This is a genomic window from Pseudomonas sp. NFACC42-2 (assembly GCF_900116055.1).
GTDB lineage: Bacteria > Pseudomonadota > Gammaproteobacteria > Pseudomonadales > Pseudomonadaceae > Aquipseudomonas > Aquipseudomonas marginalis.
Genome location: NZ_FOZO01000001.1, coordinates 13,572 through 39,137, shown reverse-complemented (window position 1 = coordinate 39,137; position 25,566 = coordinate 13,572). Strand labels below are relative to the sequence as shown.

Below are 25,566 nucleotides of genomic sequence, written 5' to 3'. Positions count from 1 at the left end.
TGACATAATACGTATTAATACAAGTTGTCCCAATAACCTATTTTTATAACCTTAGAAGTGAAGGCGCACCGCCCCACTCCAAGGCCCCTGGAAGCCGACCGTGTCCACGTCCATTCTGCGCGACAGCACCACCTCGCTCTACGAACAGATCGCCCATCGTTTGCTGGAAGAGATTCAGCGTGGCGATTTCGAACCCACCGGCAAATTGCCGTCAGAAGCCGAACTGGGCGAACGCTTTGGCGTGAGTCGCGTCACGGTGCGCCTGGCAGTGGGCAAGCTCAGCGACGACGGCGTGGTGGAGCGCAAGCAAGGCAAGGGCACGTTCGTCGCCGCGAAGCAGGTTCGGCATGGCCTGGATGCGTTGCGCAGTTTCCATGAAGCCTTGTTATTGCAAGGGCTCAAACCGAGCATGCAGGTGATCAGCCACACGCTGCAGCCCGTTCCGGAAGCCTTGATGGCGTTGTTTGAAGGCGCCCACGATTGCCTGCTGCTGGAGCGCCTGCATTTCGTGGATGACGAACCTATCGCCCTGGGCCGCAGCCATCTACCGGCCGAGTTGGCCGGCGTGGTCTGGACGGACGTCGAGCATCAACCGATCTACTCGATCCTGGAATCGATCACCGGCCAGGCCGTCACCCGTGCCGACCTGGCCATCCGTGCGCAAGCAGCCGATGCAAGCCTGGCCAGCGCCCTGCACGTCAAACGCGGTGCCGCGTTGCTGGTGATGGAACGCAGCTCTTACTTTGCCGACGGCCGTTGCTGCGACCGCACCACCTTCTTTATCCGGCCGGAACGCTATGCGTTTGTCCTCAGCGGCGTATTCAAATCTGCCAAATAGCGATCTGTACAGGTCATTTGGAGGGATCGGCAGATACGCGGCGCTGGGTTTCCTAGCGATAGCCCCGCGCCTGAACGTCGAACAGCTCGGCATAACGTCCACCCGCAGCCATCAGCTGGTTATGGCTGCCCTCCTCCAGAATCTGCCCGCGTTCCAACACAATAATGTGATCCGCACTGCGCACACTGGAAAACCGGTGGGAAATCAACAGGGTCATGCGACCCCTGGCATGCTCGCGGAAGTGCTCGAACACCGCCGCCTCAGCCCCGGCATCCAGCGCGGCAGTGGGTTCATCGAGGATCAGCAGATCGGCATCCTGACGCATGTATGCCCGCGACAAGGCCACTTTCTGCCACTGCCCCCCGGACAGTTCCTGGCCTCCGAACCAGCGTCCCAGCTGGGTTGAATAGGTATGGCTCAAGCGCTCGATAAATTCCGCCGCCACACCTTGGGTGGCAGCGCTGCGCCAGCGGGCCTGGTCGTCCAGGGCATCGACGTCCCCCACGCCGAGGTTCTCGCCGACGCTCATCTGGTAGCGGATGTAGTCCTGGAAAATAACGCCGATGCGCTGGCGCAGGGTGTGTTCGTCCCACTCCTGCAGGTCGCTGCCATCGAGCATGATGCGGCCTTCATCCGGGGTATACAGACGGGTCAGCAGTTTGATCAGGCTGGTCTTGCCGGAACCATTTTCACCCACCAGGGCCAGGCTTTTCCCCGGTGCCAGGTGCAGGCTGATATTGCGCAGCGCGGCGGATCCGGCGCCTGGGTAGGTGAACCCCACCTGCTCGCAGCGCAGGCCATCGCCAGGGCACGCGCCCTCGGTGAGCCGGCCACGCGGGGTGATCACGGGGGTTTCAAGGTATTCATATAGATCCGAGAGGAACAGGCTGTCGTCGTACAGCCCGGCAATGGCGCTGAGGCTGGCGGTGATTGCGGCTTGCCCCTGCTTGAACAGCACGATGTACATGGTCATCTGGCCCAGGCTTGTCTGGCCACGCACGGTGTCGAGTACCACCCAGGCGTAGGCCAGGTAAAACGCTGCGGTGCCCAGCAGGCCCAATGCGAAACCCCAGGCGTCGCGGCGCAGCGTCAATTGGCGGTCCTCGGTATACAAACGCTGGGCGTTGTCGCGATAGCGCTGGAGGAACAGCGGTGCCAGGCCAAACAGCTTGACCTCCTTGGCATGGGACTCGTGGGAGAGCAAGGATTCCAGGTAGTTCTGCCGGCGCGTCTCCGGTGCACGCCGGTGGAACAGACGGAACGCATTGCCGGAAAAATGCGTCTCGGCGAAAAACACCGGCAACGCACCGACCACCAGAATCAACAGGGCCCACGGCGAAAAGTGCACCAGCAGGACAGCAAAGCTGACCAGCGAAATGAGGTTCTGCACCAACCCCAGTCCTTTGGTCACCAGGCTCAGCGGGCGCGTCGAAGCCCCCTGGCGCACACGCACCAGCTTGTCGTAGAACTCGGCGTCTTCAAATTGCAGCAGCGAAAGGGTCTGGGCTTTCTCCAGGACCATCAGGTTGACCTTCACGCCCAGCTTCACCCGCAACAGCGACTGCTGCATCGACAGCGCCCGTTGCGCCGCCGCCAACAAAGCCAGCACACCGGCCTCGGCCAGCACGTAGCGCATCACCGGCCACACGGGGGCCTGGCTGCCGGCCGCATGAACCTGCATGGCGTGGACCACGCCATCAACGATGCGCTGCCCAATCCAGGCCGCCAGTGCGGGCAGCAGTCCGGCGACAATCGTCGCCAGCAACAGCCCCGTGAACAGTGGCCGCGAGGTTTCCCACACCAGTCCCAGTGCCCTGCGCGCCTGGGTCGAAAACGCGCTCAATCGATTGAACAGCACCATGAATGGCACGGACTCCTTGAGGGGGGGTGAAATCAGGCCGGACGGCCGAGAGTCATGGATATGGGCAGGTCACTGCGCCACTCGCTCCCGGATCCAGGCGCGCCCCGGATTATGACAGGCCGTGACGCCAGAACAACGCGCATTCATCGATGTTCTTCCCAGGCGCGTCGTCGCCAGTGGTTGGCGTGACGTCTTTTGACTCGATGGCGGTTAGGCGCCCGACCTTAGGTCACGTCCTGACGCCCCGCGCGGCCCAGCGACCAGCCAAAATTCATGCCCGCCGCCGCCAGCAGGATCGCGCCTGCGCCCATCACCTGCAGGGCGCTGAGGGGATGGGCGAAGGCTACCCAGTCGACCAGGATGGCGACAATCGGATAGATGAACGACAGTGCCCCGACCAGTGCCGTGGGGATTTTCTGGATGGCGCTGTACAACAGGGTCGACATCAGCCCGGTATGGACCACGCCGATAATGATCAGGTAAGTCCAGGCGCCCTTGAGCGTTTCGCCCCCAGTGAAGTCCACGAACGGTGCCAGCACCAGCACGCCGACCACCATCTGGATCAGCACGATCAGGTGCGCGGTCAAATCCTTGAGACGCTTGGTGATCGCCGCCGCCACGGCATAGAAGAAGGCTGAAGCCAGGGCCAGGCAGACACCCAGCACGTAGTCGGCACCGGTGGCCTGCCCACGGCCCTTGGCGGACACGATCAGCATCAGCCCGGCGAAGGCCAACAGCAGCCAGCCGACCTTGGCGATGCTGAGGCGTTCGGCAAAAAACAGCACACCCAGGCCAACCAGCATGAACGGCTGAACGTGGTAGACCACCGTGGCAATGGCAATGGAGGAATGGGTGTAGGCACCGAACAGCAGCACCCAGTTGAGGACCAGCGCCACCCCGCCCAGGCACACCAGAAGAAATTGCCGGGCAGTGATCCGGGAGCGACGCAGCACCCCAAGCGCCAGGCACGCGACCAGCATCGCCAGGGCGCCGAACAGGCAACGCCAGAACACCACCGCCTCCGGGCTCTGCCCCGACATGACGACGAACCAGCCGACTGTGCCGGAGATGACCATGGCCGAGATCATTTCGAGCGTTCCACGAGTTTGCGACTTCATCACTCACGGCTTCCTTGCTATCGACATCACCATGGCCCAAACCACCGTTCGCGGGGAAATAGGCTGGCAAATACAACTTTATAATGAACGTATGGCCGATATACTGAACACGGCACCCAAGAGCGTCAACCCTTTTAAGGATGGTTTATAAAACAAATGACCGACATAACGAACAAAGTGCCGGGAAATAACCCGAGCCGAATCGATCTGCTGGCGCTGTCAATCAAGCGCGAGCGCCTGGCCGCCGGGCTTTCCTTGACCGAGCTGGCGAAACGCGCCGGGGTAGCGAAGTCGACCTTGTCTCAATTGGAGTCGGGCATCGGTAACCCCAGCATCGAAACCTTGTGGTCGCTGGCGATGGCCATGGGCTTGCAAGTCACCCGGTTCTTCGAGCAACCCCGGCAGGCCCTGCGGGTGATTCGCGCCAACGAGGGCATGACCGCCTATGCCGAGACGGCCCATTACGCAGCGACCCTGCTTGCCGATTGCCCGGCCGGCGTGCAGCGCGACATCTACCGACTCAAGGTGCAGCCCGGCGAAGTTCGTCTGTCTCAGCCTCACCCGCAGGGCACCGTAGAGCATGTGGTGCTGTGCAGTGGCAGCGCCCGTATCGGCCCGGCGAGTGGCCCGGTGTTGCTCAACGCCGGCGACTACATCAGCTACCTGGCGAATGTGCCGCATGTGTTCGAGGCACTTGAGGCGGACACCACGGCGGTGATGGTGATCGAGCATTCCTGAGGTGGGAGCACCCTGACGCCTGCCAAATCCGTAGCTGCCGAGCCCTGGCGAGGCTGCGTCGGCCGCGACTCGGGCTTGAATCGGCAGTGCGCCCAACGCAGCCTCGCTTGCGCTCGGCAGTTGCTACGAGGGCCTTGATGGGGGTTGGATAAGACGGTATCTACGGTTTTGCACAGTGTCGTATAAGACGGTATCTACGGGGGGCAAGTCCGTGAGGTGGATTGGTTTTCGTAGCAGCTGCCGAGCCCTGGCGAGGCTGCGTAGGCCGCGACTCGAGCTTGAATCGGCAGTGCGCCCAACGCAGCCTCGCTTGCGCTCGGCAGCTGCTACGAGGGGCAAGTCCGTGAGGTGGGCAGGGGGATCGCCAGCAACTTAACCCTTTCATCTCGTCCATTTTATCGAGCAGTACGCCAATAACCCCCGCCTTTTTTTTTGGGGGGGGGGCCATCAGTTGCGCGTCAAGAGCGTGTGCGGCGCAACCCCAAACGCCTTGCGAAAAGCATGACTGAAATGGGAGAAATCGGAAAAACCGAAGTCCAGTGCGGCTTGGGAAACGCTGCGCACCTGGCCGCACTCGATAGCCGCGCGACTGGCATTCAGCCGTTCTTTCCAGATCTCCGCGACCGGGCTTTTCTGATGACGGGCGAATGCACGGGTCACCGTGCGGGTGGACACGTGGTGGGCTTGGGCGATCAGTTCGATCGACAGTTCTCGGTCGCTCAAGTGGTGCTGGATGTAGGTCATTATCCGCGCATACAGATCCAGCTCCTGGTGAGTGGTCTTCAGATCCTGGAGTTCCAGGCTGATCGCGAGCAGGTCGATTATCGTGTTGGAGTAACGATTGCAAATGCCTCCATCCTCCAGAAGCACGGGAGTGTTCGCCATCTGGCGCAGCATCTCGCGCAGCGGCACCACGCCGGGGCGGCGGTCATCCAGCACCATTGCGGTGCATTCCGCCACACGCGGCAACCGCTCAGTCAGCAACTGCCGAGGGATGCGCATCAAGTGGTTTTCGCTCCCCCCCAGGCTGAATCGGAACGGCCGGGTTGCGTCATAAAGGAACAAATTACCCGCGCCCAGTGTGGCCTTGCGCCCCTCTTGCTCAAGTTCGCCATACCCATTGAGGGTGAAGCCCAGCCACAGGTCGTCTGCGGGGCCACTGCGTAAATGCCGCTCGGAACGGACCCAATGGTGCAGCGGGGACGACAGCCTGGAGACATCCAACGCCCCTACGCCGGAGACCTGGAGGGTTCCGTTGAAATCGCTCTGGGTCGAGGGTTTGCTGTCAGCCATAAGACAATGGCGACACACCACTTCTTTCCAGTAATCGAAGCGACGCGGTTGCGAAACGGCAAGGGTGGAATAGTGATTGTTCTGAGCCATGGCACTCACCTTAATGCAACGACTTGAAGCAGCGACACGCTGCCGGTCGATCTTGGAAAGCAAAATTCAGACCACGCCCAGCCCTCTTTATCGCGCCTGAGCCCTGGCATCGGGCATCTGTCTTTTCCAACCAAGCGGTTGTCCTGGCGAACAAAGCGAGGCGGTTCGTACCTGCCTGACTATGACCTCACAGCCTGTCCAGCCCGCTACGCCTGAACCTGAAAAAAACAAGGAGCCGCCCATGGAATCTGCGATCGACAAACACCTTAGATGCCCACGAACGTTGTCCCGCCGGGTGCCCGAGGACTACCAGCCGCCCTTCCCTATGTGGGTCGGCCGCGCTGGCGAACAATTGAAGCAGGTAGCGATGGCCTACCTGGGCGTGCAGTTTCGCGGTGAGGCGCAGCGTGAGCGTGCCCTTAAGGCCATGCGCGACATCGTCGGCAGCTTCAGCCTGCCCGACGGCCCGCAGACCCACGACTTGACCCATCACACGGACAACAGTGGCTACGACAACCTGATGATCGTCGGCTACTGGAAGGACGCCGCAGCCTATTGCCGCTGGCTGCGATCGCCGCCCGTCAATGACTGGTGGGCATCGCCGGATCGCCTGAACGACGGCCTGGGTTACTTTCGCGAAATCACCGCGCCGCGTGCCGAGCAGTTCGAAACCCTCTATGCGTTCCAGACGCAGTTGCCGGGGGTGGGCGCGATCATGGACACCACCAGCGGCGAGATCGAAGAGCACGGTTACTGGGGCTCGATGCGCGATCGTTTCCCGGCGTCCCAGACCGACTGGATGAGCCCCACGGGCGAACTGAAGGTGGTGCAGGGAGACCCGGCCAAAGGTGGCCGCGTCGTCGTCATGGGCCATGACAACATCGCGCTGATTCGCTCCGGCCAGGATTGGGCTGACGCCGAGGCTGACGAGCGCTCACTGTACCTCGACGAAATCTTGCCGACATTGCAGGACGGCATGGATTTCCTGCGCGATAACGGAGCCCCCCTGGGCTGCTACAGCAATCGCTTCGTGCGCAACATCGACCTCGACGGCAACTTCCTCGACATGAGCTACAACATCGGCCACTGGCGTTCGGTCGAGAAACTGGAACGCTGGGCGGAATCCCATCCCACCCACCTGCGCATCTTCGTCACCTTCTTCCGTGTGGCGGCCGGCCTGGTGAAGTTGCGGCTGTACCACGAAGTGTCGGTCTCGGACGCCAAGAGCCAGCTGTTCGAGTACATCAACTGCCACCCGCAGACCGGCATGTTGCGTGATGCAGGTGTCGCGCAAAGCTGACCCTCGGCACCGCCCCATTCGTCCCGATTATTTTTTGGCCCTCATCTCTAGCGCATGGGGTCGGGGCCACTTTTTGACAGGCATCTGACCATGAAGTGGCACCGGGCTGAGCTGTCCTGTTCAGCCAAGCGAGTGTCCTGTTCAACCAAGCCGCAGTGGCAAAAGAGGCCTAATTTGTTCTCCATTACTACCCGGAATGATCCGACCCCGAAAGTGCTGGAAGTGTTTGAACAGCCTCAAGTCTTCCCGACGATCATCGATGACATCAAGGAAAATCATGGCCATTATTCGACCCACGCTTGATCAACTGCAGGACCTCGCCACCCAGTTGCACATGCAGCTGACACCTGAGCAGGCAGCGCAGTACCTGGACCTGATGCAACCGAGTTTCGACGCGTACGACCTGGTCGATGAGCTGCCTGATTTCGTTCCGCCCGTACGCTACGAGCGCAGTTCGGGCTATCGGCCCTCGGACAAGGAAAACCCGTTGAACGCCTGGTACTACCGGGCTGAAGTGAACGGGGCCCGGGAGGGCCTGCTGGCCGGCAAAACCGTCGCGCTGAAAGACAACATCGCCCTGGCAGGCGTGCCGCTCATGAACGGCGCTGCGCCGCTGGCCGGTTTCGTGCCTTCATTCGACGCCACCGTGGTCACGCGCCTGCTGGATGCCGGGGCGACGATCCTGGGCAAGGCCACCTGTGAACATTACTGTTTGTCCGGCGGCAGTCACACCTCTGACCCTGCCCCCGTGCACAACCCCCATCGTCACGGTTACGCCGCCGGCGGTTCTTCCTCGGGCAGTGCGGCGTTGGTCGCGGCCGGAGAGGTGGACATGGCCGTTGGCGGTGATCAAGGCGGGTCCATCCGAATCCCGTCGTCCTTCTGCGGCACCTACGGCATGAAGCCGACCCACGGCCTGGTGCCCTACTCCGGGGTCATGGCGATTGAAGCCACGATCGACCATGTCGGGCCCATTACCGCCAACGTGCGCGACAACGCGCTGATGCTGCAAGCCATGGCCGGCGCGGATGGGCTTGACCCGCGCCAGGCCGCGCCGCAAGTCGACGATTATCACAGCTACCTGTCGAGGGGCGTGCGCGGGCTCAAAATCGGTGTGTTGCAAGAGGGCTTCGCACTGGCCAACCAGGACCCTCGCGTCGCCGAGAAAGTGCGTGACGCCATCGCCCGTCTCGAGGCGTTGGGCGCACAGGTCGAGGCGGTGTCCGTTCCCGAGCACAACCTGGCAGGCTCGTTGTGGCACCCCATCGGCTGCGAAGGCTTGACCATGCAGATGATGCATGGCAACGGCGCGGGCTTTAACTGGAAAGGCCTCTACGATGTCGGCCTGCTGGACAAACAGGTCGGCTGGCGCGAGCAGGCCGACCAATTGTCCGCGTCACTCAAGCTGTGCATGTTCGTCGGCCAATACGGGCTGAACCACTACAACGGACGTTACTACGCCAAGGCGCAAAACCTCGCGCGCTTTGCCCGGCAGGGCTATGACAAGGCGCTGCAGACCTACGACCTGCTGGTGATGCCGACCACGCCGATCATTGCCCAACCTCATCCACCAGCCGATTGCTCGATCACTGAGTACGTGGCGCGCGCGCTGGAGATGATCGGCAACACCGCGCCACAGGACATCACCGGGCATCCCGCCCTGTCGATTCCGTGCGGGCGGGTAGACGGCCTGCCCGTCGGGCTGATGCTCGTCGCCAGACACTATGCCGAAGGCACCCTTTACCAGGCTGCGGCGGCGTTTGAAGCATCCGTGGACTGGCGCACGCTCTGAGCCGTCTACGGGCGCCGCCGGCGCCCGTAGAACAATAAGAAATCCAATGACTTTACCACCGTGTTGACTGATAGGAGTGACCCCATGAGTACAGCTACTTCAACGCCCGGCGAAAGAGCCTGGGCATTGTTTCAAGTCCTCAAGAGCAAGGAACTCATCCCGGAGGGCTATGTCGAGCAGCTCACGCAATTGATGGAGCACGGCTGGAGCCCCGAGAACGGCGCCCGTGTGGTGGCCAAGGCGTGGGTCGACCCACAGTTCCGGGCACTGTTGCTCAAGGACGGCACGGCGGCCTGTGCCCAGTTCGGCTACACCGGCCCCCAGGGCGAATACATCGTCGCCCTGGAGGACACGCCGACGCTGAAGAACGTGATTGTCTGCAGCCTGTGCTCCTGCACCAACTGGCCGGTCCTCGGCCTGCCACCGGAGTGGTACAAGGGTTTCGAGTTCCGCGCACGCCTGGTCCGGGAGGGGCGCACGGTACTGCGCGAGCTGGGGACGGAGTTGCCCCGGGACATGGTGGTCAAGGTCTGGGATACCAGCGCCGAAAGCCGCTACCTGGTGCTGCCGGTCAGGCCGGAAGGCTCAGAACACATGAGCGAAGAGCAGCTTCAAGCGCTGGTGACCAAAGACGTGCTGATCGGCGTCGCCCTGCCCCGCGTGGGCTGAAAACAACACCTCATCATCGTTCACTCCCGGAGTTTTGATTATGGATGGCTTTCACGATCTCGGCGGCTTCCAAGGTTTTGGAAAAGTCCCCCACACCATCAACAGCCTGAGCTACAAACAGGTGTTCAAGCAGGACTGGGAGCATCTGGCCTACAGCTTGATGTTCATCGGTGCCGACCACTTGAAAAAGTTCAGCGTGGACGAAGTGCGTCACGCCGTCGAACGCCTGGATGTGCGCCAGCATGTCGGCACCCAGTACTACGAACGCTACGTCATCGCGACCGCCACCCTGCTGGTCGAAACCGGCGTGATCACCCAGGCGGAGCTTGATCAGGCCTTGGGCTCCCACTTCAAGCTGGCGAATCCCGCCCATGCCGAGGGCCGCCCGGCGATCACGGGACGGCCGCCCTTCGAGGTGGGGGATCGGGTGGTGGTGCGAGACGAATATGTGGCTGGACACATCCGCATGCCCGCCTACGTGCGCGGCAAGGAAGGCGTGGTCCTGCACCGCACGTCAGAGAAATGGCCGTTCCCCGACGCAATCGGGCATGGCGATGTAAGCGCCGCCCATCAACCCACCTACCACGTCGAGTTCGCCGTGAAGGACCTGTGGGGAGATGCGGCCGATGAGGGTTTTGTGGTGGTCGACCTGTTCGAAAGCTACCTGGACAAGGCCGCCGGCCCGCGCGCGGTGAACCCATGACAGACGGCGCCCAGGCAAGCCGACTGCCTGTGACGGTCCTTTCGGGCTTCCTCGGCGCCGGCAAAACCACCCTGCTCAACCACATCCTGCGCAATCGCGAAGGCCTGCGCGTGGCCGTCATCGTCAATGACATGAGCGAAGTCAATATCGATGCCGAAGAAGTGCAGCGCGATGTCGCGCTGCACCGTGGTCGCGATGAGCTGATCGAGATGAGCAACGGTTGTATCTGCTGCACCCTGCGCGCCGATTTGCTGGAACAGATCAGTATGCTCGCACGCCAGCAGCGTTTCGATTACCTGCTGATTGAATCCACGGGGATCTCCGAGCCGATGCCGGTCGCGGAGACGTTCGCCTTCCTTGACGCTGATGGCTTCAGCCTCAGCGAACTGGCGCGCCTGGACACCTTGGTGACGGTGGTCGATGGCAGTCGTTTCCAGGAACTGCTCGAATCGCCGCACACCGTTGACCGCGACGACGCCACGCCAGACGCACCCAAGCGCCACCTGGCCGATCTGCTGATCGAACAGGTGGAGTACGCCAACGTCATTCTCGTCAACAAGCTGGACCTCATCGATGCTGCGCAATACCAGGCCGTGCAGGCGATCCTCACGGGGCTTAACCCGACGGCGCGGATCATGCCGATGGCCCACGGTAACATCCCGTCAGCCAGCCTGCTCGGCACCCATCTGTTTGATTTACCCAGCCTTGCCGCGTCGCCGGGCTGGATGCGGAAAATGGAGGCAGCAGACGCGCCGGCCTCCGAGTCGGACACCTATGGCGTGACGTCCTGGGTGTACCGTGAGCGCGCGCCTTTCCACCCGCAACGGTTGCTCGACTTTCTCCAGCAGCCCTGGAGCAACGGGCGATTGCTGCGCAGCAAAGGTTACTTCTGGCTCGCCAGCCGCCACCTGGAAACCGGCCTGCTGGTGCAAAGCGGCAAGCGGTTCCAGTGGGACTATGTCGGGCGCTGGTGGAACTTCATCGAGCCGTCGCAATGGCCCCGGGACGAATACCGGCTGCAGGGCATCAGGGCCAAATGGGACAGCGTGGTCGGCGACTGCCGGCAGGAGTTGGTGTTTATCGGCCAGGGACTCGACACCGACGCGTTACAGCGCGAGCTCGACCACTGCCTGCTGAGCGCGCCGGAAATCGCCGCCGGCCCACTGGCCTGGCAAGCGCTGCCGGGGGCGACAGCCTTTGACCAACAGGCCCTTGCCCGCATACCCACACAGCCCATGGCGATTGACCCCATTTGATCCGAGATAGAGGTGCCCCATGCTCTTTTTCAGCCGAACCAGCCGCTGGGTATTGGCTCCGCTTGCCGACAGACTGGATGAGCCTGACCAGGCGAGTACACCGCTGTCGTCGAGCAACCCGTTATTGCGACGCATCCTGGCGGGCGTCGAGACATTGCTGCAAGAGCGGCGAGCCCTGAAAGCACAGACACACGCGCTGGCATTGGAAGCCACCCAATTGGCCGAGCACCTGGCCCGCCGCGACGCGCTTTTACAGAAGCAGGAGGCGCGCTGGGCACTTATCGCCCAAGGCGCAGGTGAGCTGTTTTGGGAACTGCAACCGGCAGGTATTGCTGCACCCGCACCGGAGTGGGCTATGAAGTGGACAGGGTCCGCGTCGATCCCGACCCAAGGTATTGATCGACTTGGCCGCTGGAACGAGCACCTGCACGCGACGGACCGGCAACGCCATCTTGACGCGCTGGCCCGGCACCTGGCTGATCGCAGCGGGCGAACGCCCTTTACGCTGGACGTACGCATGGCCCTTGCATCAGACGGTGACTATCGTTGGTGCAGGATCAGCGGTGTGGCGCGCCGGGATGCGCAAGGGGTACCGGTCGCCATCGGCGGAAGCCTGCGTGACATTCATGAACAGCGCCTGCACGAAGAGTCACTCGAACTGGCGGCCACACGCTTCGAGATTTCCCGTGAAATGCTCCATGACGGGCTCTGGGACATTGAGGTGGTGGCGGGTGACCCGGCGAACCCGAACAACACCATCTGGTGGTCTTCGCAAATGCGGCGACTGCTGGGGTATACCACGGTTGAGGAATTTCCCAACACATTGGAAAGCTGGACCTCACGCTTGCATCCAGACGACAGCGCGCGGGCAATCGCGGCGTTTGTGGCCCACGTCGAAGACCGCAGCGGCAAAACACCCTTTGATGTCGATTATCGGCTCAAGCACAGCAATGGCAATTACCGCTGGTTTCGCGGCCGTGGGCAAACGCGACGCGCAGAGGACGGTTCCCCGCAAAGGGTGGTGGGCGCCATCACCGATATCCATGCCCACCATGAAGAAAACAGCATGCGTGAGGCTCAGGAACACCAGCACCGAGTAATGCAGGAGACCCTGCGCAAGCTGACGCACATTGTCGCCACCATCCAGGGCATCGCCAGCCAGACCAACCTGTTGGCCTTGAACGCCGCCATTGAAGCCGCCCGCGCTGGCGACGCCGGACGCGGGTTCGCGGTGGTCGCCGATGAAGTGCGCAAGCTGGCGACCCGCACCAGCCAAGCGACCCAGCAAGCGGCCGACATGATGGACAGCTAGCGCCACGGGCCGAGTCGTGAGCAGCGCAGCCAGTGGCAGTACAAACCCAACAATAAGAACCAGGTATCGTTATGCGTGATTATCAAGCTGTGGCCACATCCTTCAATTACCAACAGACCGCCGAACTGGCTTTGCAAGGCGACCTGACTGCCCTGAATGCCTGCGTCGAATGCTGCGACCGGCACGCCCACGACGACGCCGTGGCGTTGTATTGCGAAGCGCAGGATGGCAGCGCCGCCCAATACACATTCAGCCAATTGCAGGCCAGCGCTGCCCGCTTCGGTCATTTCTTGCGTGAGCAAGGGGTGAAACCGGGCGACCGCGTCGCCGGCCTGATGCCGCGCACGGTTGAACTGCTGATTGCCATCTTGGGGACCTGGCGGGTGGGCGCGGTCTATCAACCGCTCTTCACCGCATTCGGTCCCAAGGCGATCGAGCAACGATTGGGCTGCTCCAACGCGCGCTGGATCGTGACGGATGCGCAGAACCGTCCCAAGCTGGATGAGATCGGCAACTGCCCAAGCGTGATCGTAACCGGCGAGGGCCCGCAGAACCCCAGCGATTATCCGTTCTGGAGCATCCTGGACGGCCAAGACGTCGAGTGCGAACCGGTACTGCTGGACGCCAGCGCGCCGTTCCTGCTGATGTGCACATCGGGTACTACGGGGCCGGCCAAGCCTCTGGAAGTGCCGTTGCGCGCCATTCTCGCCTTCAAGGGTTATATGCGCGACTCCATTGGCCTGCAGCAGGACGACCGGTTCTGGAACCTGGCCGATCCCGGCTGGGCCTATGGCCTGTATTACGCGGTGACCGGCCCGCTGGCCTGTGGTCATGCCACGTTGTTCTACAACGGCCCTTTTACGGTGGAGAGTACGTGCCGAGTCATTGCCAAGTACGCCATCAGCAATCTAGCCGGCTCCCCGACGGCCTATCGCTTGCTGATCGCCGAGGGGGCAGCGTTCGCCGACGCCGTGCGCGGTCGCCTGCGTGCCGTCAGCAGTGCCGGCGAGCCGCTCAACCCACACGTGATCCGCTGGTTTGCCGAGCAACTCGGCGTGACCATTCACGATCATTACGGCCAGACGGAAATCGGCATGGTGTTGTGCAATCACCATGGTTTGCGTCATCCGGTCCGTGAGGGCTCGGCGGGTTATGCGGTGCCCGGCTACCGCATCGTCGTGCTGGACGACGCGCATCGGGAATTGCCGGCGGGTCAGCCGGGCGTCCTGGCGGTGGATCGCGAACGCTCGCCCCTGTGCTGGTTCGACGGCTACCTGGGTATGCCCACCCGGGCCTTTGTGGGGCGCTATTACCTGAGCGGCGACAGTGTGGAGCTGAATGACGACGGCAGTATCAGCTTCGTCGGCCGCAACGATGATGTGATCACCACGTCCGGCTACCGCGTCGGGCCGTTCGACGTCGAGAGCGCGCTGATCGAACACCCGGCGGTGATCGAGGCGGCGGTGATCGGCAAACCCGACCCGCAACGCACCGAGCTGATCAAAGCCTTTGTCGTGCTCGACAGCCAGTACCAGCCCAGCGCCGAGCTGGCTGAAGTACTGCGCCTGCATGTACGGCAGCGCCTGGCCGCCCATGCCTATCCGCGGGAAGTGGAGTTCGTCGAGCAACTCCCCAAGACCCCCAGTGGCAAGTTGCAGCGCTTTATCCTGCGCAATCAGGAAATTGCCCGGCAGCAGGCGCCCGGGACATGAACCCGTGGCCGGTGTGCCGGAGCGCCAGGCGTGTGCGCAATCCAAGGCAAAGCGTGTGCTGAACCGATCAGACTTCCAGCGCAAAGCCTCGGAGTTATTCAAGGAGCGCAGTTTCAACCAAGTCAGCATGCGTGAACTCGCCGCCCATGTCGGCATAAGCCCGGGGGCGATCTATCACCATGTGGAAAGCAAAGAGGCGCTGCTTTACGAACTGCTGATGGAGCTGTATCAAACCCTGTTGTCCCAGGTGCACGGCATCAAGAATCGCCGATTGGCACCCGATCAACGCCTGGCCCAACTGATCGACTGTCACCTTCAATTGCATGAACACATGACCGGACACTTCAAGCTGGCGGTCATGGACGCCAATTGCCTGGGCGACTCGATGCAGGCAAGCGTCCAGCAACTGCGGCGTGCCTATGAGTCGGAAATAATGGATCTGATCGGCCAGGCAGGCCATCCACCGGGCGGGCCGTTGCGCGAGGGCGCGCTCACGGCCATTTTGCCCATGCTGAACAGTCTACCCACATGGTTAAGCCCGATGCTCGATAACGTTCAGCGGCGAACGATTACGAAGACCATCGCCTGTGCGGTCTTACGGGCCATTGATTCCCTGCCCTGAGCCCAGCATGACCCATACTGAAACGCCAGGCTGGCCCGAGGCGGGTTGCTGGAGCGCCTCATCAATCAACACAGAAACCTGAACAGTCAGCGGCGCTGATGCATGGAGTGCAGGATCGCCGCCGATATCTGCTCAAGGGGCAACTCACGCTCCACGGCCCCCAGTTTGAACGCCTCCTTGGGCATGCCATACACCACGCAGGACTCTTCATCCTGGCCCAGGGTGCGGGCGCCGTTGTCGTGCATTTCCTTCAGGCCCCGGGCGCCGTCGTCGCCCATCCCCGTCATGATGATCCCCAGCGCGTTACTCCCGGCACTGCGGGCCACCGAACGAAACAGTACATCAACGGAAGGTCGATGCCGGCTGACCGGAGGTCCGTCGACAATTTCCACCTGGTATTGGGCACCGCTGCGCTTGAGCACCATGTGCCGACCACCAGGGGCAATCAGCGCACAACCGGGGATAACCCGGTCACCGTTCTTCGCCTCCCTGACCTCGATCTCGCACAGCCGATTGAGGCGCTCGGCAAACGCGGCGGTGAAGTGTTCGGGCATGTGCTGCACGATGACGATGCCCGGGCAGACCCTGGGCAAGGCGGTCAATACCAACTCCAGGGCTTGGGTGCCGCCCGTGGACGTACCAATGGCGACAATGTTCTCGGTGGTGCGCGCCATTGCCTGGGCGCCCGCCGGCAATATGACGTCGGCCGTCAGCCTGGCGGGAGCGCGCTCGCTGGAAGGCACCATGCGTTTCATGTTGGCCCGCGCGGCGGCCTTGACGGCCCCCGCCAATTCATCGGCACTGTCGGTGAGAAACTGGCGCAGGTTGAGTTGTGGCTTGGTCACAATGCTGACCGCGCCGGCCGCCAGCGCCTGCATGGTGGTGGCCGCACCCTTTTCGGTCAGCGTGGAGCAGATGACCACGGGCGTGGGATGTTCGGCCATCAATTTCTTGAGGAACGTGATGCCATCCATCCGTGGCATCTCCACGTCCAACACAATCACATCCGGCCATTGCTTGTTCATTTTGTCCATGGCGAACACCGGGTCTGCCGCCGCGCCGATAACCTCAATAGCGGGGTCTTGCCCCAGGGTCGCCGTCAGCACCTGACGCACCACGGCGGAATCATCAATGATCAGCACTTTGATAAGGCTCATGTCGCACGCTCTCCATGAGGGCTGCTGGGGGTTCACTTCAAGGCCAGGTAGTTGAGTTCGATTTCGCCGTTGGCCAGATCGAACACAATGGTCCGATAACCCACGCCTTCCACATGAAAGTGTTGACACCGCAACTGATGCAGGTCGAGCAGGCGCATGGCCTGTTCGACATTGCGCTGGCCGACGTAATCATTGTCCGAGCGCACAAGCCCGGGAAACATGTTCCCACCGCCGAATACGCTGATCCTGAACTCCGTCGGCAGGGCCTTGATCGACTGTATTCGAGCGAGCAACAGTTCAAAGGCTTCGTTGCCGTAGCGACCATCCAGGACACCGTGTTTGGCCACGGCGCGCTGTGGCAGCAGGTAGTGACACATGCCCCCCAGCAAGCGCCGGGGATGCCAGAACACCAATGCAACACACGATCCCAGCACCGTACGCAGGCGAATCGCACCCGAGCCGAAAAACCACTCGCCGGGATTCAGGAACACCTCGTTGGGCGGTCGACTGTCAGGCATGCGGCCTCCGGTAGATGGAAGGCTTGACCAGTCGCAGCTGATCGGTGATGCCGTTGAGGCTCTCCGAATGGCTGACCAGAAAGTACCCGCCCGGCTTGAGGTGACTGACCAGGCGCTTGACCACCTGCACTTTGGTGTCGTTGTCAAAATAGATCATCACATTGCGCAGGAAGATCACATCGAACATCCCCAGTTTCGGCAGCGGGTTATTCAGATTGATCGACTGGAAATCGATCTTCGCCGCCAGCGCCGGGTCGACCATGAAACAACCGTGGTTGGCGCCCACGCCCTTGAGGCAATACTTGTTCAACAGCGCCTCGGGGATGCCGCGTATGCCGTCGAGGGGATAACGCCCAAGGCGGGCTTTTTCCAATACCCGGCTGCTGATGTCCGACGCGACAATCTCCCAGGGCCGGCCGGCGAGGTTGTCTGCCAGCACCATTGCCAAGGTATAGGGTTCTTCGCCGGTCGAGCAGGCGCCACTCCATATGCGCAACGGCCCGCTGCCCCGCAGCTCGGGCAACGCTACATCGCGCAGGAAATCAAAATGCTTGGGCTCACGGAAAAAGTAGGTCTCGTTGGTAGTCAGCATGTCCACCGCTACCTGCAACTCCACGCTGTCCTTCATCAGCACCTTGTAGTAAGCGCCGTAGGTATTGAGCTTGAACACCTGCAGTCGCTTGGCCAGGCGAGCGCTCACCAACTGTTTCTTGGCATCGGACAGGCTGATGCCGGCGATTTGATAAATGAGGTCACGAAACTGCACGAACTCGGCGTCAGAGAGGATCACGTTCATCAGGACATTCCCCCCAGCCTGTTCAGGCGATCGAAGGTAGCGAAGACTCAAGGTTGACCAGCGCATCGACCTGTTCCAGGGACAGCACGCGGCCGATGTCCAGCAACAGCACAAAACCGCTCTCCAGTTTGCCGATGCCCAGTAAAAAGTCGGCCCTGACATCGGTGCCGAAATTCACCGACGGCTCGATGTCCTGGTCGGCGATTTCCAGGACCTCGCTGACCGCATCGACAATGATGCCCACCGGCTTGCGCTGGGCATTGGCCTGTACCTCAAGGATCACAAAGCAGGTCCTTGGGGTCTGCACCGTGCGTTCGCCGCGAAAGCGCACCCCCAGGTCGAGCACGGGCACCGCCGCGCCGCGCAGGTTAATCACCCCGCGTATGCTGGGAGGCAGCAACGGCACGCTGGTGATCGGCCCGTATTCGATGATTTCCCGGACGTTGAGCGTGCCCACGGCGAACATCTCCTCCCCCAGCACAAAGGTGAGGTACTGGCTCGGGCTCGAGACGCTGGCATTGCCTGGACTGTCGATGGGTGGGGCCATGATTCACCTCGGGTCAAATACGTTTTCGTCTTCATCAGGGGCGCTTCGCACCCCGGCGCGGGACAAGCCCGCTCACCACAACAGCTCTATCCGCCGGGGGTTCAGCGTTGAGATACCTAGACAGAGATCAGGCCGGCTATCTCATCGACACACAGCACATGCTCGATCTGCAGGAGCGTGACGAACTCGCCTCGCACCTTGGTCATCCCCCCGATGAAGTCGGTGCGAATGTGATTGCCGAACGCCGGAGCGGGCTTGATATCGATCTCGAGTATCTCGATCACTTCGCTGACCGAGTCCACCACCACCCCCAGGACCTGGGATTCGCCCTCCTTCGCCGCCTCAAGGATGACGATGCAGGTGCGACTGCCCAGTACCGTCGTGCCCTTGCCGAAACGCGCCTTGAGGTCCACGACCGGCACCACCGAGCCGCGCAGGTTGATAACCCCCCGCAGGAATTCCGGCATCATCGGTACGCTGGTCACCTGGTTGTATTCGATGATTTCACGAACGCTCAGGGTATTGACCGCGTACATCTCCTCGGCCGCCAGGAAGGTCAGGTACTGCAAGGGTTCATCCACTGGCGACGCAGCTTCGACAGCGCCCTGCATGCCCGCTGAGGTGCCCATGGGTCAACTCCCGAAGCGGACGAAACCACCGTCCGAGGAGCGACTGTCCAGGTCCTGGGTGGACATCGCTCGGCTGATCTGGGGCATCGAGACATTGCGCCCGACACGTTTGCTTTGCACGGTGAAAAACCCCATGAGTTCCTGCAACTGCTCGGCCTGGCCACTCATTTCCTCGGCCGTCGCCGCCAGTTCCTCGGAGGCCGACGCGTTTTGCTGGGTCAGTTGGCTCATCTGCGACATCGCGCTGTTGATTTGTTCGGAACCGATGGATTGTTCTTCCGAGGCAGCCGCAATTTCCTGCACCAGGTCGGAGGTCTTGGCAATCGACGGCACAATCTCGTCCAGCAGGTTGCCCGCCCGTTCGGCCAGGGCCACGCTGTTCTTGGCCACCTCACTGATTTCCTGTGCGGCAATCTGGCTGCGCTCCGCCAGTTTGCGCACTTCAGCCGCGACCACCGCAAAGCCTTTGCCGTGCTCGCCGGCCCGTGCCGCTTCGATCGCCGCGTTGAGCGCCAGCAAGTTGGTCTGGTAGGCAATGGAATCGACAATGCCGATTTTTTCGGCGATGGTTTTCATCGCCGCCACGGTGTCCTTCACGGCTCGACCGCCTTCCGACGCTTCCTTGTTGGCTTTGCCCGCCATGCCGTCGGTGACCTTGGCATTTTCGGTGTTCTGGGAAATGGACGCTGACATTTGCTCCATCGACGCCGAGGTCTGTTCGACCGATGCCGCTTGCTCGGAAGCCGACTGGGCCATGCTTTGGGCGGTGGCGGAGATCTCTTCCGAAGCGCTCGACAGCGAGTCCGCCGAGCCGCGCACTTCGCCGATGATTTCCGAGAGTTTTTCCACGGTGCCATTGACCGAGTGCTTCAGCTCCAGGAACTTGCCCTGGTAGTCGCCGGTAATGCTGCGGGTCAGGTCGCCGGCGGCCATCGCCGACAGCACCTCCATGGCCTCGGTGATCGGTACGATGATCGCGTCCAGAGAACCATTGATACCGAGGATGATGCGGCGGAAATCGCCCTGGTGCCGGGCGGCGTCAGGGCGGGTGTCCAGCTTGCCGATCAGCGCACTGTCGCTGATCTCGCTGGTATCTTCCACAAGGGCCAGGATATTGGCGCGCAGTTGCTCGACGTTTTCATTGATAAAGGCTTTCTTGCCGGGGAAACGCTCCAGGGGCGCGGACAAATCCCCTTCGCCGAACGCGCGAATACAGGCCATGGCTTTTTTCTTCACGTTGATATGGCCGTTGACCATGTCATTGATGCCCTGGCCGATATCCCGGTACGAACCCGAGAAGCCCTCGACATCGATCATCACGTCAATGTCACCTTTTTCATGCTCGCTGGACATGTGCTGCATTTGATTGATCAGCGCCAGGATGTTGGTGCGCAACAGCTCGATGTTGTCGTTGATAAAGGCTTTTTTGCCGGGGAATTGTTCCAGGGGCGCAGACAGATCACCGTTACCGAAGGCGCGTATGCAGGCCATGGCTTTTTTCTTCACCGCGATGTGGCCGTTGACCATATCGTTGATGCCCTGGGCCATGGAGCGGTAACTGCCATGAAAGCGGCCGGCATCGATCTGTGTATCGATCTCGCCCTTGTCGTGTTCACTGGACATACGGTCCATCTCCACGATCAATTCATGCAGGTTCGCGCCCAACTGCTGCATGCTCGCCATCAGGCTGGTGGTGTCTCCCGCCTTGAGCGTTGCCTTGGCATTCAACTCGCCAGCCGATAGACGTGCCGCATAGGCTTGCACCACGGTAGGCTCCGCCCCGAGCCGGCGCATCAGATTGCGCCCCAGCAAGACACCGATCAGCAGGGTAGCCACCAGGGTCAGGCCGCTCACCAGCAGGATGAGGGTGCGTGCGTTCTTCTCGGTGGTGGTGGCAAGCACCTGGCCCTTGCGCCCCAGTTCCAGGTTGTATTCACGCAGCTCGCCGATCGCCGCGAGCACGGCGGTCTGCAAGGGCTGGCTCGTCTCGATCAATGCACGGGCCGAGGCCTGGTCACCGTCATCGATGAGCTTGTCGAAGTGGGTCTGCAACGCCGCAAACTCAGCCAAGTAACCGCGCAGTTGTTTCAACAACGCCGCATCGCGCTCGTCGGAGGTCAACTCGGCCTGATAGCGATCCAGGGCTTTGCCAACGGCACTGAAATCCTGCGCCACGCTGGCCGCGTAAGCCGCCACGCTGGTTTTGTCGGTCTCGTTCAAGCGCTGCCATTGCAAGGCATGCAGGTCGGTGAAGGCCGCGGCGGCGCGGTCGATCTCCAGCAGGCTGGGCACCGTATTGACGTTGGCATAGCTGGCGCTCGTATTGATTTCACCGGCCAGGTACAGGCTGGTGCCACCCAACACGAAGACACCCAGCATGGCTGTGAAAACCAGCAACATGATATTTCTGATAACTGTCATGGCGAGGCACTCCTGATGACGCTTCAATGAGTCGATAAAGGGCTTGGGATCGAACGATGAGGGGTTTCCTTGGCAACCTGTCCTAGCAAATTCGGGATATCCAGGATCAGCGCAACGGCTCCACTTCCGAGGATGGTGAACCCGCCCAGCCCATGGGCATCACCAAACACTTTGCCCAGTGGCTTGATCACGGTTTGGAACTCCCCCTGCAGGCGGTCAACCACCAGGCCGGCACGCAAACCTGCGTATTGCACGACGACCACGTTTTCCCGGCTGCCTCCAGGCTCTTGCACATCAAACATGTCGCGCAGCCGCAGGATCGGCAGCACCTCGCCCCGCAGGTCCAGGTAGCCGGTTTCGGTGCCCCGCTGAGGTGCCAGCTCGATGCACTCCTCCACCATGTTCAGCGGAATCACATAAGAAGCCTTGCCCACGCCGATCAGGAAACCGTCAATGATCGCCAGTGTCAGCGGCAGGCGGATGCGCACCGTGGTGCCCTGCCCGACTTCGCTCTCGAGGCTGACGCTGCCGCGTAACGCCGTGATATTGCGCTTCACGACGTCCATGCCCACGCCACGGCCGGACAGGTTGCTGACCTGGTCGGCGGTGGAGAATCCCGGCTCGAAAATCAGATTCAGAATGTCTTTGTCCGACGGCTGCTGGCCCTCTCCCACCAAACCACGCTCACGGGCCTTGGCCAGGATCTTGTCCTTGGCCAGGCCACCGCCGTCGTCGGACACCTCGATCACGATGCTGCCGGATTCGTGATAGGCATTCAGGCGTACCGTGCCCTGGGCCGGCTTGCCCCGCTGGAGGCGCGTCGACGCCGGCTCGATGCCGTGGTCCATGGCATTGCGCACCAAATGGGTCAGCGGGTCGCCAATGCGTTCGACGACGGTCTTGTCCAGCTCGGTCTCACCGCCGCCGATGTGCAGCACGATGTCCTTGCCCAACTCTTTGGAGACGTCCCGCACCACACGCTGGAACCGCGTGAAGGTTGCGCCGATCTGCACCATGCGCAGGGTCAGCGCCGAGTCGCGGACTTCCTCGACCAGCCGCGATAACAGGCTGGTGGATTCGATCATCTCGCCAATCCCACTGCGTACCGCCACCAGGTTGGCGCCGGCACCGGCAATGATCAGCTCGCCGACCAGGTTGATCAGTTGGTCCAGCTTGGCCGCATCGACCCGAATCAGATTGCCTTCGTTGCTCGCCGCGCTCTTGCCGGCCTTGACCGGCGGCGTTGTCGACTCCTGGACATCAGGCTCGCTGCGCGTTTCGACCGGTGCCTGCTCGGCATCCTCGGTCACGAGCAAGGCCTGGGCCTCGGTCAATGTGCCGCAACGCACCAGCAGCTCGATCAGCGCGGCGTTGTCTTCCGGCAACCCGTCGAGATGGGTCCGACACGCCTGCACCGTGGCATTCGGTGCAAGGATGCGAACCAGCGCGTCCTCGCGGACAAAATCAAAGGCGCCGTCGATGACCTCCAGGGAAGCGTCGCTGGCCAGTGCGAGTTCAAACCCGAGGTAGTTGGTTTCCGGGTCCATCGCGGTCATGGGCGGCAACCCATCGAACAAGGTAACGGTGTGCAGCAAACGCCCCAGCGTGCTCAGGTAACGCAGGAACGCCAAGGGGTCCATGCCATTGCGCAACACATCCGGGCCAAAGCGCAGCGACAAATGCCAATGGCCGGGACTGCCGCCTGGCTCATCCGCCGGCGCCGGCGCTTGAAGGGCCGGCGCCGGGGTCGAGACCGCCGCGTCCAGATACAGCGACAGCCGCTCAATGAGCGCTTGACCCTGAGCCCGCACCGGTTCGTCCAGGCGATCCAGGTTGCCGTCCTCGGCCAGCAGGTCGATCAATTGGCCGATATGGTCACGGGCGTCGAGGAACAACGCACTCAACGCCTCGTCGACGCGCACTTCCAGGCTGCGCACCCGGTCCAGCACGCTTTCGGCGACATGGGTGAACTCAACGATCGGCATCAAGCCAAACAGGCCGGCCGAACCTTTAATGGTGTGGGCCACACGGAACAGGCCGTTGATGGTGTCCAGGTCCTGGGGCGACTTCTCGATCTGCAGCAGCGCATCTTCCATTTGCAACAGAAGCTCGCGACTTTCGGCAATGAACGTCTGCAGCACGTCATCCATGTTCATACGCTTACGCTCCGACCGACTGGGTGAAACACGCATTGGTGAAGTAGTCATCAAGGCCGCTGAGGCGAAAGGCTTCGCTCACCGTCGAACTGGGGTTGCTCAGCAACAACTGGGTGCCTTCCTTGAGAGACTCGCGCTTGATGAGGATCAACAGCTGCAAACCGGCACTGTCGAGTTCATCGACACTGGACAGGTCCAACTCGACTTCATGGGCCAGGGGAAACAACGACAACAGCACGTCCTTTTGCTCGGCAGCCGTGTAGATCGTCAGGGGGCCTTCCATGACTTGGATTCGACGTAGCATCGGGACGGCGCTTTTCATGTAAACCTCCTGGCCAGCGGTCGCTGGTCATCGCTATGGCAGGATCAACTTGGACACGGCAGTCAGCATTTGCGCAGGCTGGAAGGGCTTGACCATCCAGGCCTTGGCGCCGGAGGCCTGGCCTTGCTGCTTCATCGCATCGCTGGCTTCGGTGGTCAGCATGATGACCGGCGTGAACTTGTAGGCCGGCAACAGCTTGGCGGCCTTGACGAAACTGAGGCCGTCCATGTTGGGCATGTTCACGTCGCTGACAATCAGGTGGATTTTGCGGCCGTCCAGTTTGCTCAGGGCGTCTTTGCCATCACAGCCTTCGATCACGTCGTAACCGGCGCCTTTGAGCGTGATGCTCACCACCTGGCGGATGGAGGCCGAGTCGTCGACGATCAGAATGGTTTTACTCATCGGAAAAACTCCTCTAGAAAAACGTGATTTCGTTGGCAGCGGCCTGGGCAGGCGCTTTACCGCCATGAATGGCGTGCTGCTCTGGCATGGTGTAGGCCGTTGACAGCTCCTGCAGCCAACGGTCACTGCTCATCGGCGCCAGGGACTGTCCGCTGAGGCTCGACTCATGACGTTCGTCCAACTGCTGCTGCAACTTGTCGAGGTCGCGGGTAATCAAGGTCAACATCTGGCTGACGCGGTCCTGGAACTGCAGGGCAACCAGCACCTGGGCAATCTCGTCGGCGACGTTGGCGCTCTGCTGCTGCAGGTCATGGCTGTTGCGCACAATGGTCTGGGCGGTTGCGCGAAAATGTTCGATAACCTCCGACACCACGCGCTCCGAATCGGCGAGGGTCAGGGTGTCTTGTTCGGCGTGGTGGCGGGACATCTGCACCGTACGGGCGATGGCGGCGTTGACGGTGATCACGGTTTCGCTGATCTTGCGCCCGGTCTCGCCGGACATGCTCGACAACTTGCGCACTTCATCGGCGACCACCGCAAACCCTCGCCCCGCCTCCCCGGCTCGCGCAGCCTCGATAGCCGCGTTGAGGGCAAGCAGGTTGGTTTGACTGGCGATGTCGCCGACAAACTTGGCCATCTGCTGAAGCTGCTCGGTGAAGCCCGAGAGCTGCATGACTTCCTTGAGCTCATTCTCCTTATTGGTGAGCGCGGCGCGCAGGGCCACGACGATGGAATTGAGGTCACGCTGGCCGACCTCCAGCAAGTCGACCAATTGTTGCGAAGCGTCCTGGCCGCCATTGCTGGAGACGCTGTGGCTGATGTTGGATGACAGCGTGCCAAAACGCTCGCTGAGGCTGAGAATCGAGGTTTCACTGATCGAACGCGCCGCTTCTATCTGCCGCGACCAGATCGGCAGCACGCTGACGCACACCTGTGCCAGGCCGTTATCGACGGCCAGCGTCGGAGCAATGGATGCCGGTTGATCGAGCTGCTGTTGCAGGCCACGCCACTGCGCCCGGCTCCTGCTGTTTGCCCACAGGCCCATGCCGATACACAACGTAAACAAGGCGCCGCCAGCGGCCAGCGACCCCATGCTGAAGCGCTCGCTCCAGGCAATCGCAAGCCCGCCCAGCAGACCCGCGAACGCAACCGGAAACAGGGTCAAAGCAGCGGAAGGGGGGGGTGTCGGTGCGCTCACGGTCTGTCTCCCTGTCAAGGCATGTCGTCACGACCTGACCGGCCATTCGACTGCTTGAAAGAGATACTGGCCCGATAATGGCACTGCCACCATCGGAGCATCCCTATTCTGGGGTA

The 25,566-nt window shown here is 61.7% G+C and carries 22 protein-coding genes and 4 pseudogenes; 12 read left to right on the top strand and 14 right to left on the bottom strand.

Annotated features, from left to right (window positions below; genetic code table 11):
• Positions 1-100: 100 nt before the first annotated feature.
• On the top strand, positions 101-838 hold the full coding sequence (locus tag BM416_RS00155; protein WP_092484002.1) for a GntR family transcriptional regulator: 738 nt from the start codon (positions 101-103) through the stop codon (positions 836-838).
• 52 nt (positions 839-890) lie between these two features.
• Here the strand turns inward: BM416_RS00155 and BM416_RS00150 are convergent, their stop codons facing one another.
• Both BM416_RS00150 and BM416_RS00145 read right to left on the bottom strand, forming a co-directional pair.
• Positions 891-2,699 (bottom strand): ABC transporter ATP-binding protein, encoded by a 1,809-nt coding sequence (locus BM416_RS00150; RefSeq protein ID WP_092483999.1) that lies wholly within the window; start codon positions 2,697-2,699, stop codon positions 891-893.
• Positions 2,700-2,923: 224 nt separating this feature from the next.
• Positions 2,924-3,817, bottom strand: a complete 894-nt coding sequence (locus BM416_RS00145) for a DMT family transporter (RefSeq protein WP_092483996.1) — start codon at positions 3,815-3,817, stop codon at positions 2,924-2,926.
• Between BM416_RS00145 and BM416_RS30520 the strand changes: the two genes are divergently transcribed.
• Both BM416_RS30520 and BM416_RS00140 read left to right on the top strand, forming a co-directional pair.
• Complete coding sequence (locus BM416_RS30520; protein WP_175539018.1) at positions 3,774-3,968, top strand: hypothetical protein; 195 nt, start codon at positions 3,774-3,776, stop codon at positions 3,966-3,968. The two genes, BM416_RS00145 and BM416_RS30520, sit on opposite strands and share 44 nt — an antisense overlap.
• A 5-nt stretch (positions 3,969-3,973) precedes the next feature.
• Positions 3,974-4,555 (top strand): helix-turn-helix domain-containing protein, encoded by a 582-nt coding sequence (locus tag BM416_RS00140; protein ID WP_092483993.1) that lies wholly within the window; start codon positions 3,974-3,976, stop codon positions 4,553-4,555.
• A gap of 447 nt (positions 4,556-5,002) precedes the next feature.
• On the opposite strand, the gene BM416_RS00135 is transcribed toward BM416_RS00140, so the two are convergent.
• The gene (locus tag BM416_RS00135; protein ID WP_092483990.1) at positions 5,003-5,938 is read right to left on the bottom strand and encodes an AraC-like ligand-binding domain-containing protein; all 936 of its coding nucleotides are present in this window, start codon (positions 5,936-5,938) and stop codon (positions 5,003-5,005) included.
• Between the two features lie 241 nt (positions 5,939-6,179).
• Between BM416_RS00135 and BM416_RS00130 the strand changes: the two genes are divergently transcribed.
• The 9 genes and pseudogenes from BM416_RS00130 (at position 6,180) to BM416_RS00095 (ending at position 15,304) form a co-directional block, all read left to right on the top strand.
• A complete protein-coding gene (locus tag BM416_RS00130; protein WP_092483987.1) occupies positions 6,180-7,238 on the top strand; it encodes an aliphatic aldoxime dehydratase in 1,059 nt (352 codons plus the stop codon).
• Between the two features lie 277 nt (positions 7,239-7,515).
• On the top strand, positions 7,516-9,030 hold the full coding sequence (locus BM416_RS00125) for an amidase (RefSeq protein WP_065927702.1): 1,515 nt from the start codon (positions 7,516-7,518) through the stop codon (positions 9,028-9,030).
• An 84-nt stretch (positions 9,031-9,114) separates the two neighbouring features.
• Positions 9,115-9,699 (top strand): nitrile hydratase subunit alpha, encoded by a 585-nt coding sequence (nthA, locus tag BM416_RS00120; protein WP_065941365.1) that lies wholly within the window; start codon positions 9,115-9,117, stop codon positions 9,697-9,699.
• A 40-nt stretch (positions 9,700-9,739) separates the two neighbouring features.
• Complete coding sequence (gene nthB / locus BM416_RS00115) at positions 9,740-10,402, top strand: nitrile hydratase subunit beta (RefSeq protein ID WP_027605698.1); 663 nt, start codon at positions 9,740-9,742, stop codon at positions 10,400-10,402.
• A complete protein-coding gene (locus BM416_RS00110) occupies positions 10,399-11,658 on the top strand; it encodes a GTP-binding protein (RefSeq protein WP_092483984.1) in 1,260 nt (419 codons plus the stop codon). Before nthB ends, BM416_RS00110 begins: the two co-directional genes overlap by 4 nt.
• A gap of 19 nt (positions 11,659-11,677) precedes the next feature.
• Positions 11,678-12,691 (top strand): annotated as a pseudogene (locus BM416_RS30960) (PAS domain-containing protein); the annotation flags it as partial.
• Positions 12,677-12,946: pseudogene (locus BM416_RS31000) on the top strand (methyl-accepting chemotaxis protein); the annotation flags it as partial. The pseudogenes BM416_RS30960 and BM416_RS31000, both read left to right, overlap by 15 nt.
• 95 nt (positions 12,947-13,041) lie before the next feature.
• Positions 13,042-14,682 (top strand): AMP-binding protein, encoded by a 1,641-nt coding sequence (locus BM416_RS00100; protein WP_092483978.1) that lies wholly within the window; start codon positions 13,042-13,044, stop codon positions 14,680-14,682.
• Between the two features lie 58 nt (positions 14,683-14,740).
• The gene (locus BM416_RS00095; RefSeq protein WP_092485531.1) at positions 14,741-15,304 is read left to right on the top strand and encodes a TetR/AcrR family transcriptional regulator; all 564 of its coding nucleotides are present in this window, start codon (positions 14,741-14,743) and stop codon (positions 15,302-15,304) included.
• Between the two features lie 86 nt (positions 15,305-15,390).
• Here BM416_RS00095 and BM416_RS00090 read toward each other — a convergent pair whose 3' ends face one another.
• The 11 genes and pseudogenes from BM416_RS00090 to BM416_RS00045 form a co-directional block, all read right to left on the bottom strand.
• The gene (locus BM416_RS00090) at positions 15,391-16,461 is read right to left on the bottom strand and encodes a protein-glutamate methylesterase/protein-glutamine glutaminase (RefSeq protein WP_065948701.1); all 1,071 of its coding nucleotides are present in this window, start codon (positions 16,459-16,461) and stop codon (positions 15,391-15,393) included.
• A 32-nt stretch (positions 16,462-16,493) separates the two neighbouring features.
• Positions 16,494-16,979: a chemotaxis protein CheD gene (locus BM416_RS00085; RefSeq protein ID WP_092483975.1), complete on the bottom strand. Its 486-nt coding sequence runs from the start codon at positions 16,977-16,979 to the stop codon at positions 16,494-16,496.
• Positions 16,972-17,775 carry a CheR family methyltransferase gene (locus tag BM416_RS00080; RefSeq protein ID WP_027605691.1) on the bottom strand — a complete coding sequence of 268 codons (804 nt, stop codon included), beginning with the start codon at positions 17,773-17,775 and terminating at the stop codon, positions 16,972-16,974. Before BM416_RS00080 ends, BM416_RS00085 begins: the two co-directional genes overlap by 8 nt.
• 22 nt (positions 17,776-17,797) lie before the next feature.
• On the bottom strand, positions 17,798-18,322 hold the full coding sequence (locus tag BM416_RS00075) for a chemotaxis protein CheW (RefSeq protein ID WP_092483972.1): 525 nt from the start codon (positions 18,320-18,322) through the stop codon (positions 17,798-17,800).
• A gap of 116 nt (positions 18,323-18,438) precedes the next feature.
• Entirely contained in the window at positions 18,439-18,951 is a 513-nt protein-coding gene (locus BM416_RS00070; RefSeq protein ID WP_371856024.1) for a chemotaxis protein CheW, read from the bottom strand.
• A 122-nt stretch (positions 18,952-19,073) separates the two neighbouring features.
• Positions 19,074-19,791 (bottom strand): annotated as a pseudogene (locus tag BM416_RS30685) (methyl-accepting chemotaxis protein); the annotation flags it as partial.
• Between the two features lie 63 nt (positions 19,792-19,854).
• A pseudogene (locus tag BM416_RS30680) lies at positions 19,855-21,372 on the bottom strand (MCP four helix bundle domain-containing protein); the annotation flags it as partial.
• A gap of 23 nt (positions 21,373-21,395) precedes the next feature.
• A complete protein-coding gene (locus BM416_RS00060) occupies positions 21,396-23,528 on the bottom strand; it encodes a chemotaxis protein CheA (RefSeq protein ID WP_092483966.1) in 2,133 nt (710 codons plus the stop codon).
• Positions 23,529-23,532: 4 nt separating this feature from the next.
• On the bottom strand, positions 23,533-23,850 hold the full coding sequence (locus tag BM416_RS00055; protein WP_092483963.1) for an STAS domain-containing protein: 318 nt from the start codon (positions 23,848-23,850) through the stop codon (positions 23,533-23,535).
• Between the two features lie 33 nt (positions 23,851-23,883).
• Positions 23,884-24,252: a response regulator gene (locus BM416_RS00050; protein ID WP_027605685.1), complete on the bottom strand. Its 369-nt coding sequence runs from the start codon at positions 24,250-24,252 to the stop codon at positions 23,884-23,886.
• Between the two features lie 13 nt (positions 24,253-24,265).
• Complete coding sequence (locus tag BM416_RS00045; RefSeq protein WP_256577430.1) at positions 24,266-25,297, bottom strand: methyl-accepting chemotaxis protein; 1,032 nt, start codon at positions 25,295-25,297, stop codon at positions 24,266-24,268.
• Positions 25,298-25,566 lie beyond the last annotated feature (269 nt).

Bases quoted from the DNA above. Each gene is read 5' to 3' on its own strand.
- BM416_RS00090 (WP_065948701.1), bottom strand. From the start codon at position 16,461: ATGAGCCTTATCAAAGTGCTGATCATTGATGATTCCGCCGTGGTGCGT.
- nthB (WP_027605698.1), top strand. From the start codon at position 9,740: ATGGATGGCTTTCACGATCTCGGCGGCTTCCAAGGTTTTGGAAAAGTC.
- BM416_RS00130 (WP_092483987.1), top strand. From the start codon at position 6,180: ATGGAATCTGCGATCGACAAACACCTTAGATGCCCACGAACGTTGTCC.
- BM416_RS00055 (WP_092483963.1), bottom strand. From the start codon at position 23,850: ATGAAAAGCGCCGTCCCGATGCTACGTCGAATCCAAGTCATGGAAGGC.
- BM416_RS00125 (WP_065927702.1), top strand. From the start codon at position 7,516: ATGGCCATTATTCGACCCACGCTTGATCAACTGCAGGACCTCGCCACC.
- BM416_RS00140 (WP_092483993.1), top strand. From the start codon at position 3,974: ATGACCGACATAACGAACAAAGTGCCGGGAAATAACCCGAGCCGAATC.
- BM416_RS30520 (WP_175539018.1), top strand. From the start codon at position 3,774: ATGGCCGAGATCATTTCGAGCGTTCCACGAGTTTGCGACTTCATCACT.
- BM416_RS00075 (WP_092483972.1), bottom strand. From the start codon at position 18,322: ATGGCCCCACCCATCGACAGTCCAGGCAATGCCAGCGTCTCGAGCCCG.
- BM416_RS00145 (WP_092483996.1), bottom strand. From the start codon at position 3,817: ATGAAGTCGCAAACTCGTGGAACGCTCGAAATGATCTCGGCCATGGTC.
- BM416_RS00045 (WP_256577430.1), bottom strand. From the start codon at position 25,297: ATGGGCCTGTGGGCAAACAGCAGGAGCCGGGCGCAGTGGCGTGGCCTG.
- BM416_RS00080 (WP_027605691.1), bottom strand. From the start codon at position 17,775: ATGAACGTGATCCTCTCTGACGCCGAGTTCGTGCAGTTTCGTGACCTC.
- BM416_RS00135 (WP_092483990.1), bottom strand. From the start codon at position 5,938: ATGGCTCAGAACAATCACTATTCCACCCTTGCCGTTTCGCAACCGCGT.
- BM416_RS00150 (WP_092483999.1), bottom strand. From the start codon at position 2,699: ATGGTGCTGTTCAATCGATTGAGCGCGTTTTCGACCCAGGCGCGCAGG.
- BM416_RS00110 (WP_092483984.1), top strand. From the start codon at position 10,399: ATGACAGACGGCGCCCAGGCAAGCCGACTGCCTGTGACGGTCCTTTCG.
- BM416_RS00050 (WP_027605685.1), bottom strand. From the start codon at position 24,252: ATGAGTAAAACCATTCTGATCGTCGACGACTCGGCCTCCATCCGCCAG.
- BM416_RS00100 (WP_092483978.1), top strand. From the start codon at position 13,042: ATGCGTGATTATCAAGCTGTGGCCACATCCTTCAATTACCAACAGACC.
- BM416_RS00060 (WP_092483966.1), bottom strand. From the start codon at position 23,528: ATGAACATGGATGACGTGCTGCAGACGTTCATTGCCGAAAGTCGCGAG.
- BM416_RS00085 (WP_092483975.1), bottom strand. From the start codon at position 16,979: ATGCCTGACAGTCGACCGCCCAACGAGGTGTTCCTGAATCCCGGCGAG.
- BM416_RS00070 (WP_371856024.1), bottom strand. From the start codon at position 18,951: ATGGGCACCTCAGCGGGCATGCAGGGCGCTGTCGAAGCTGCGTCGCCA.
- nthA (WP_065941365.1), top strand. From the start codon at position 9,115: ATGAGTACAGCTACTTCAACGCCCGGCGAAAGAGCCTGGGCATTGTTT.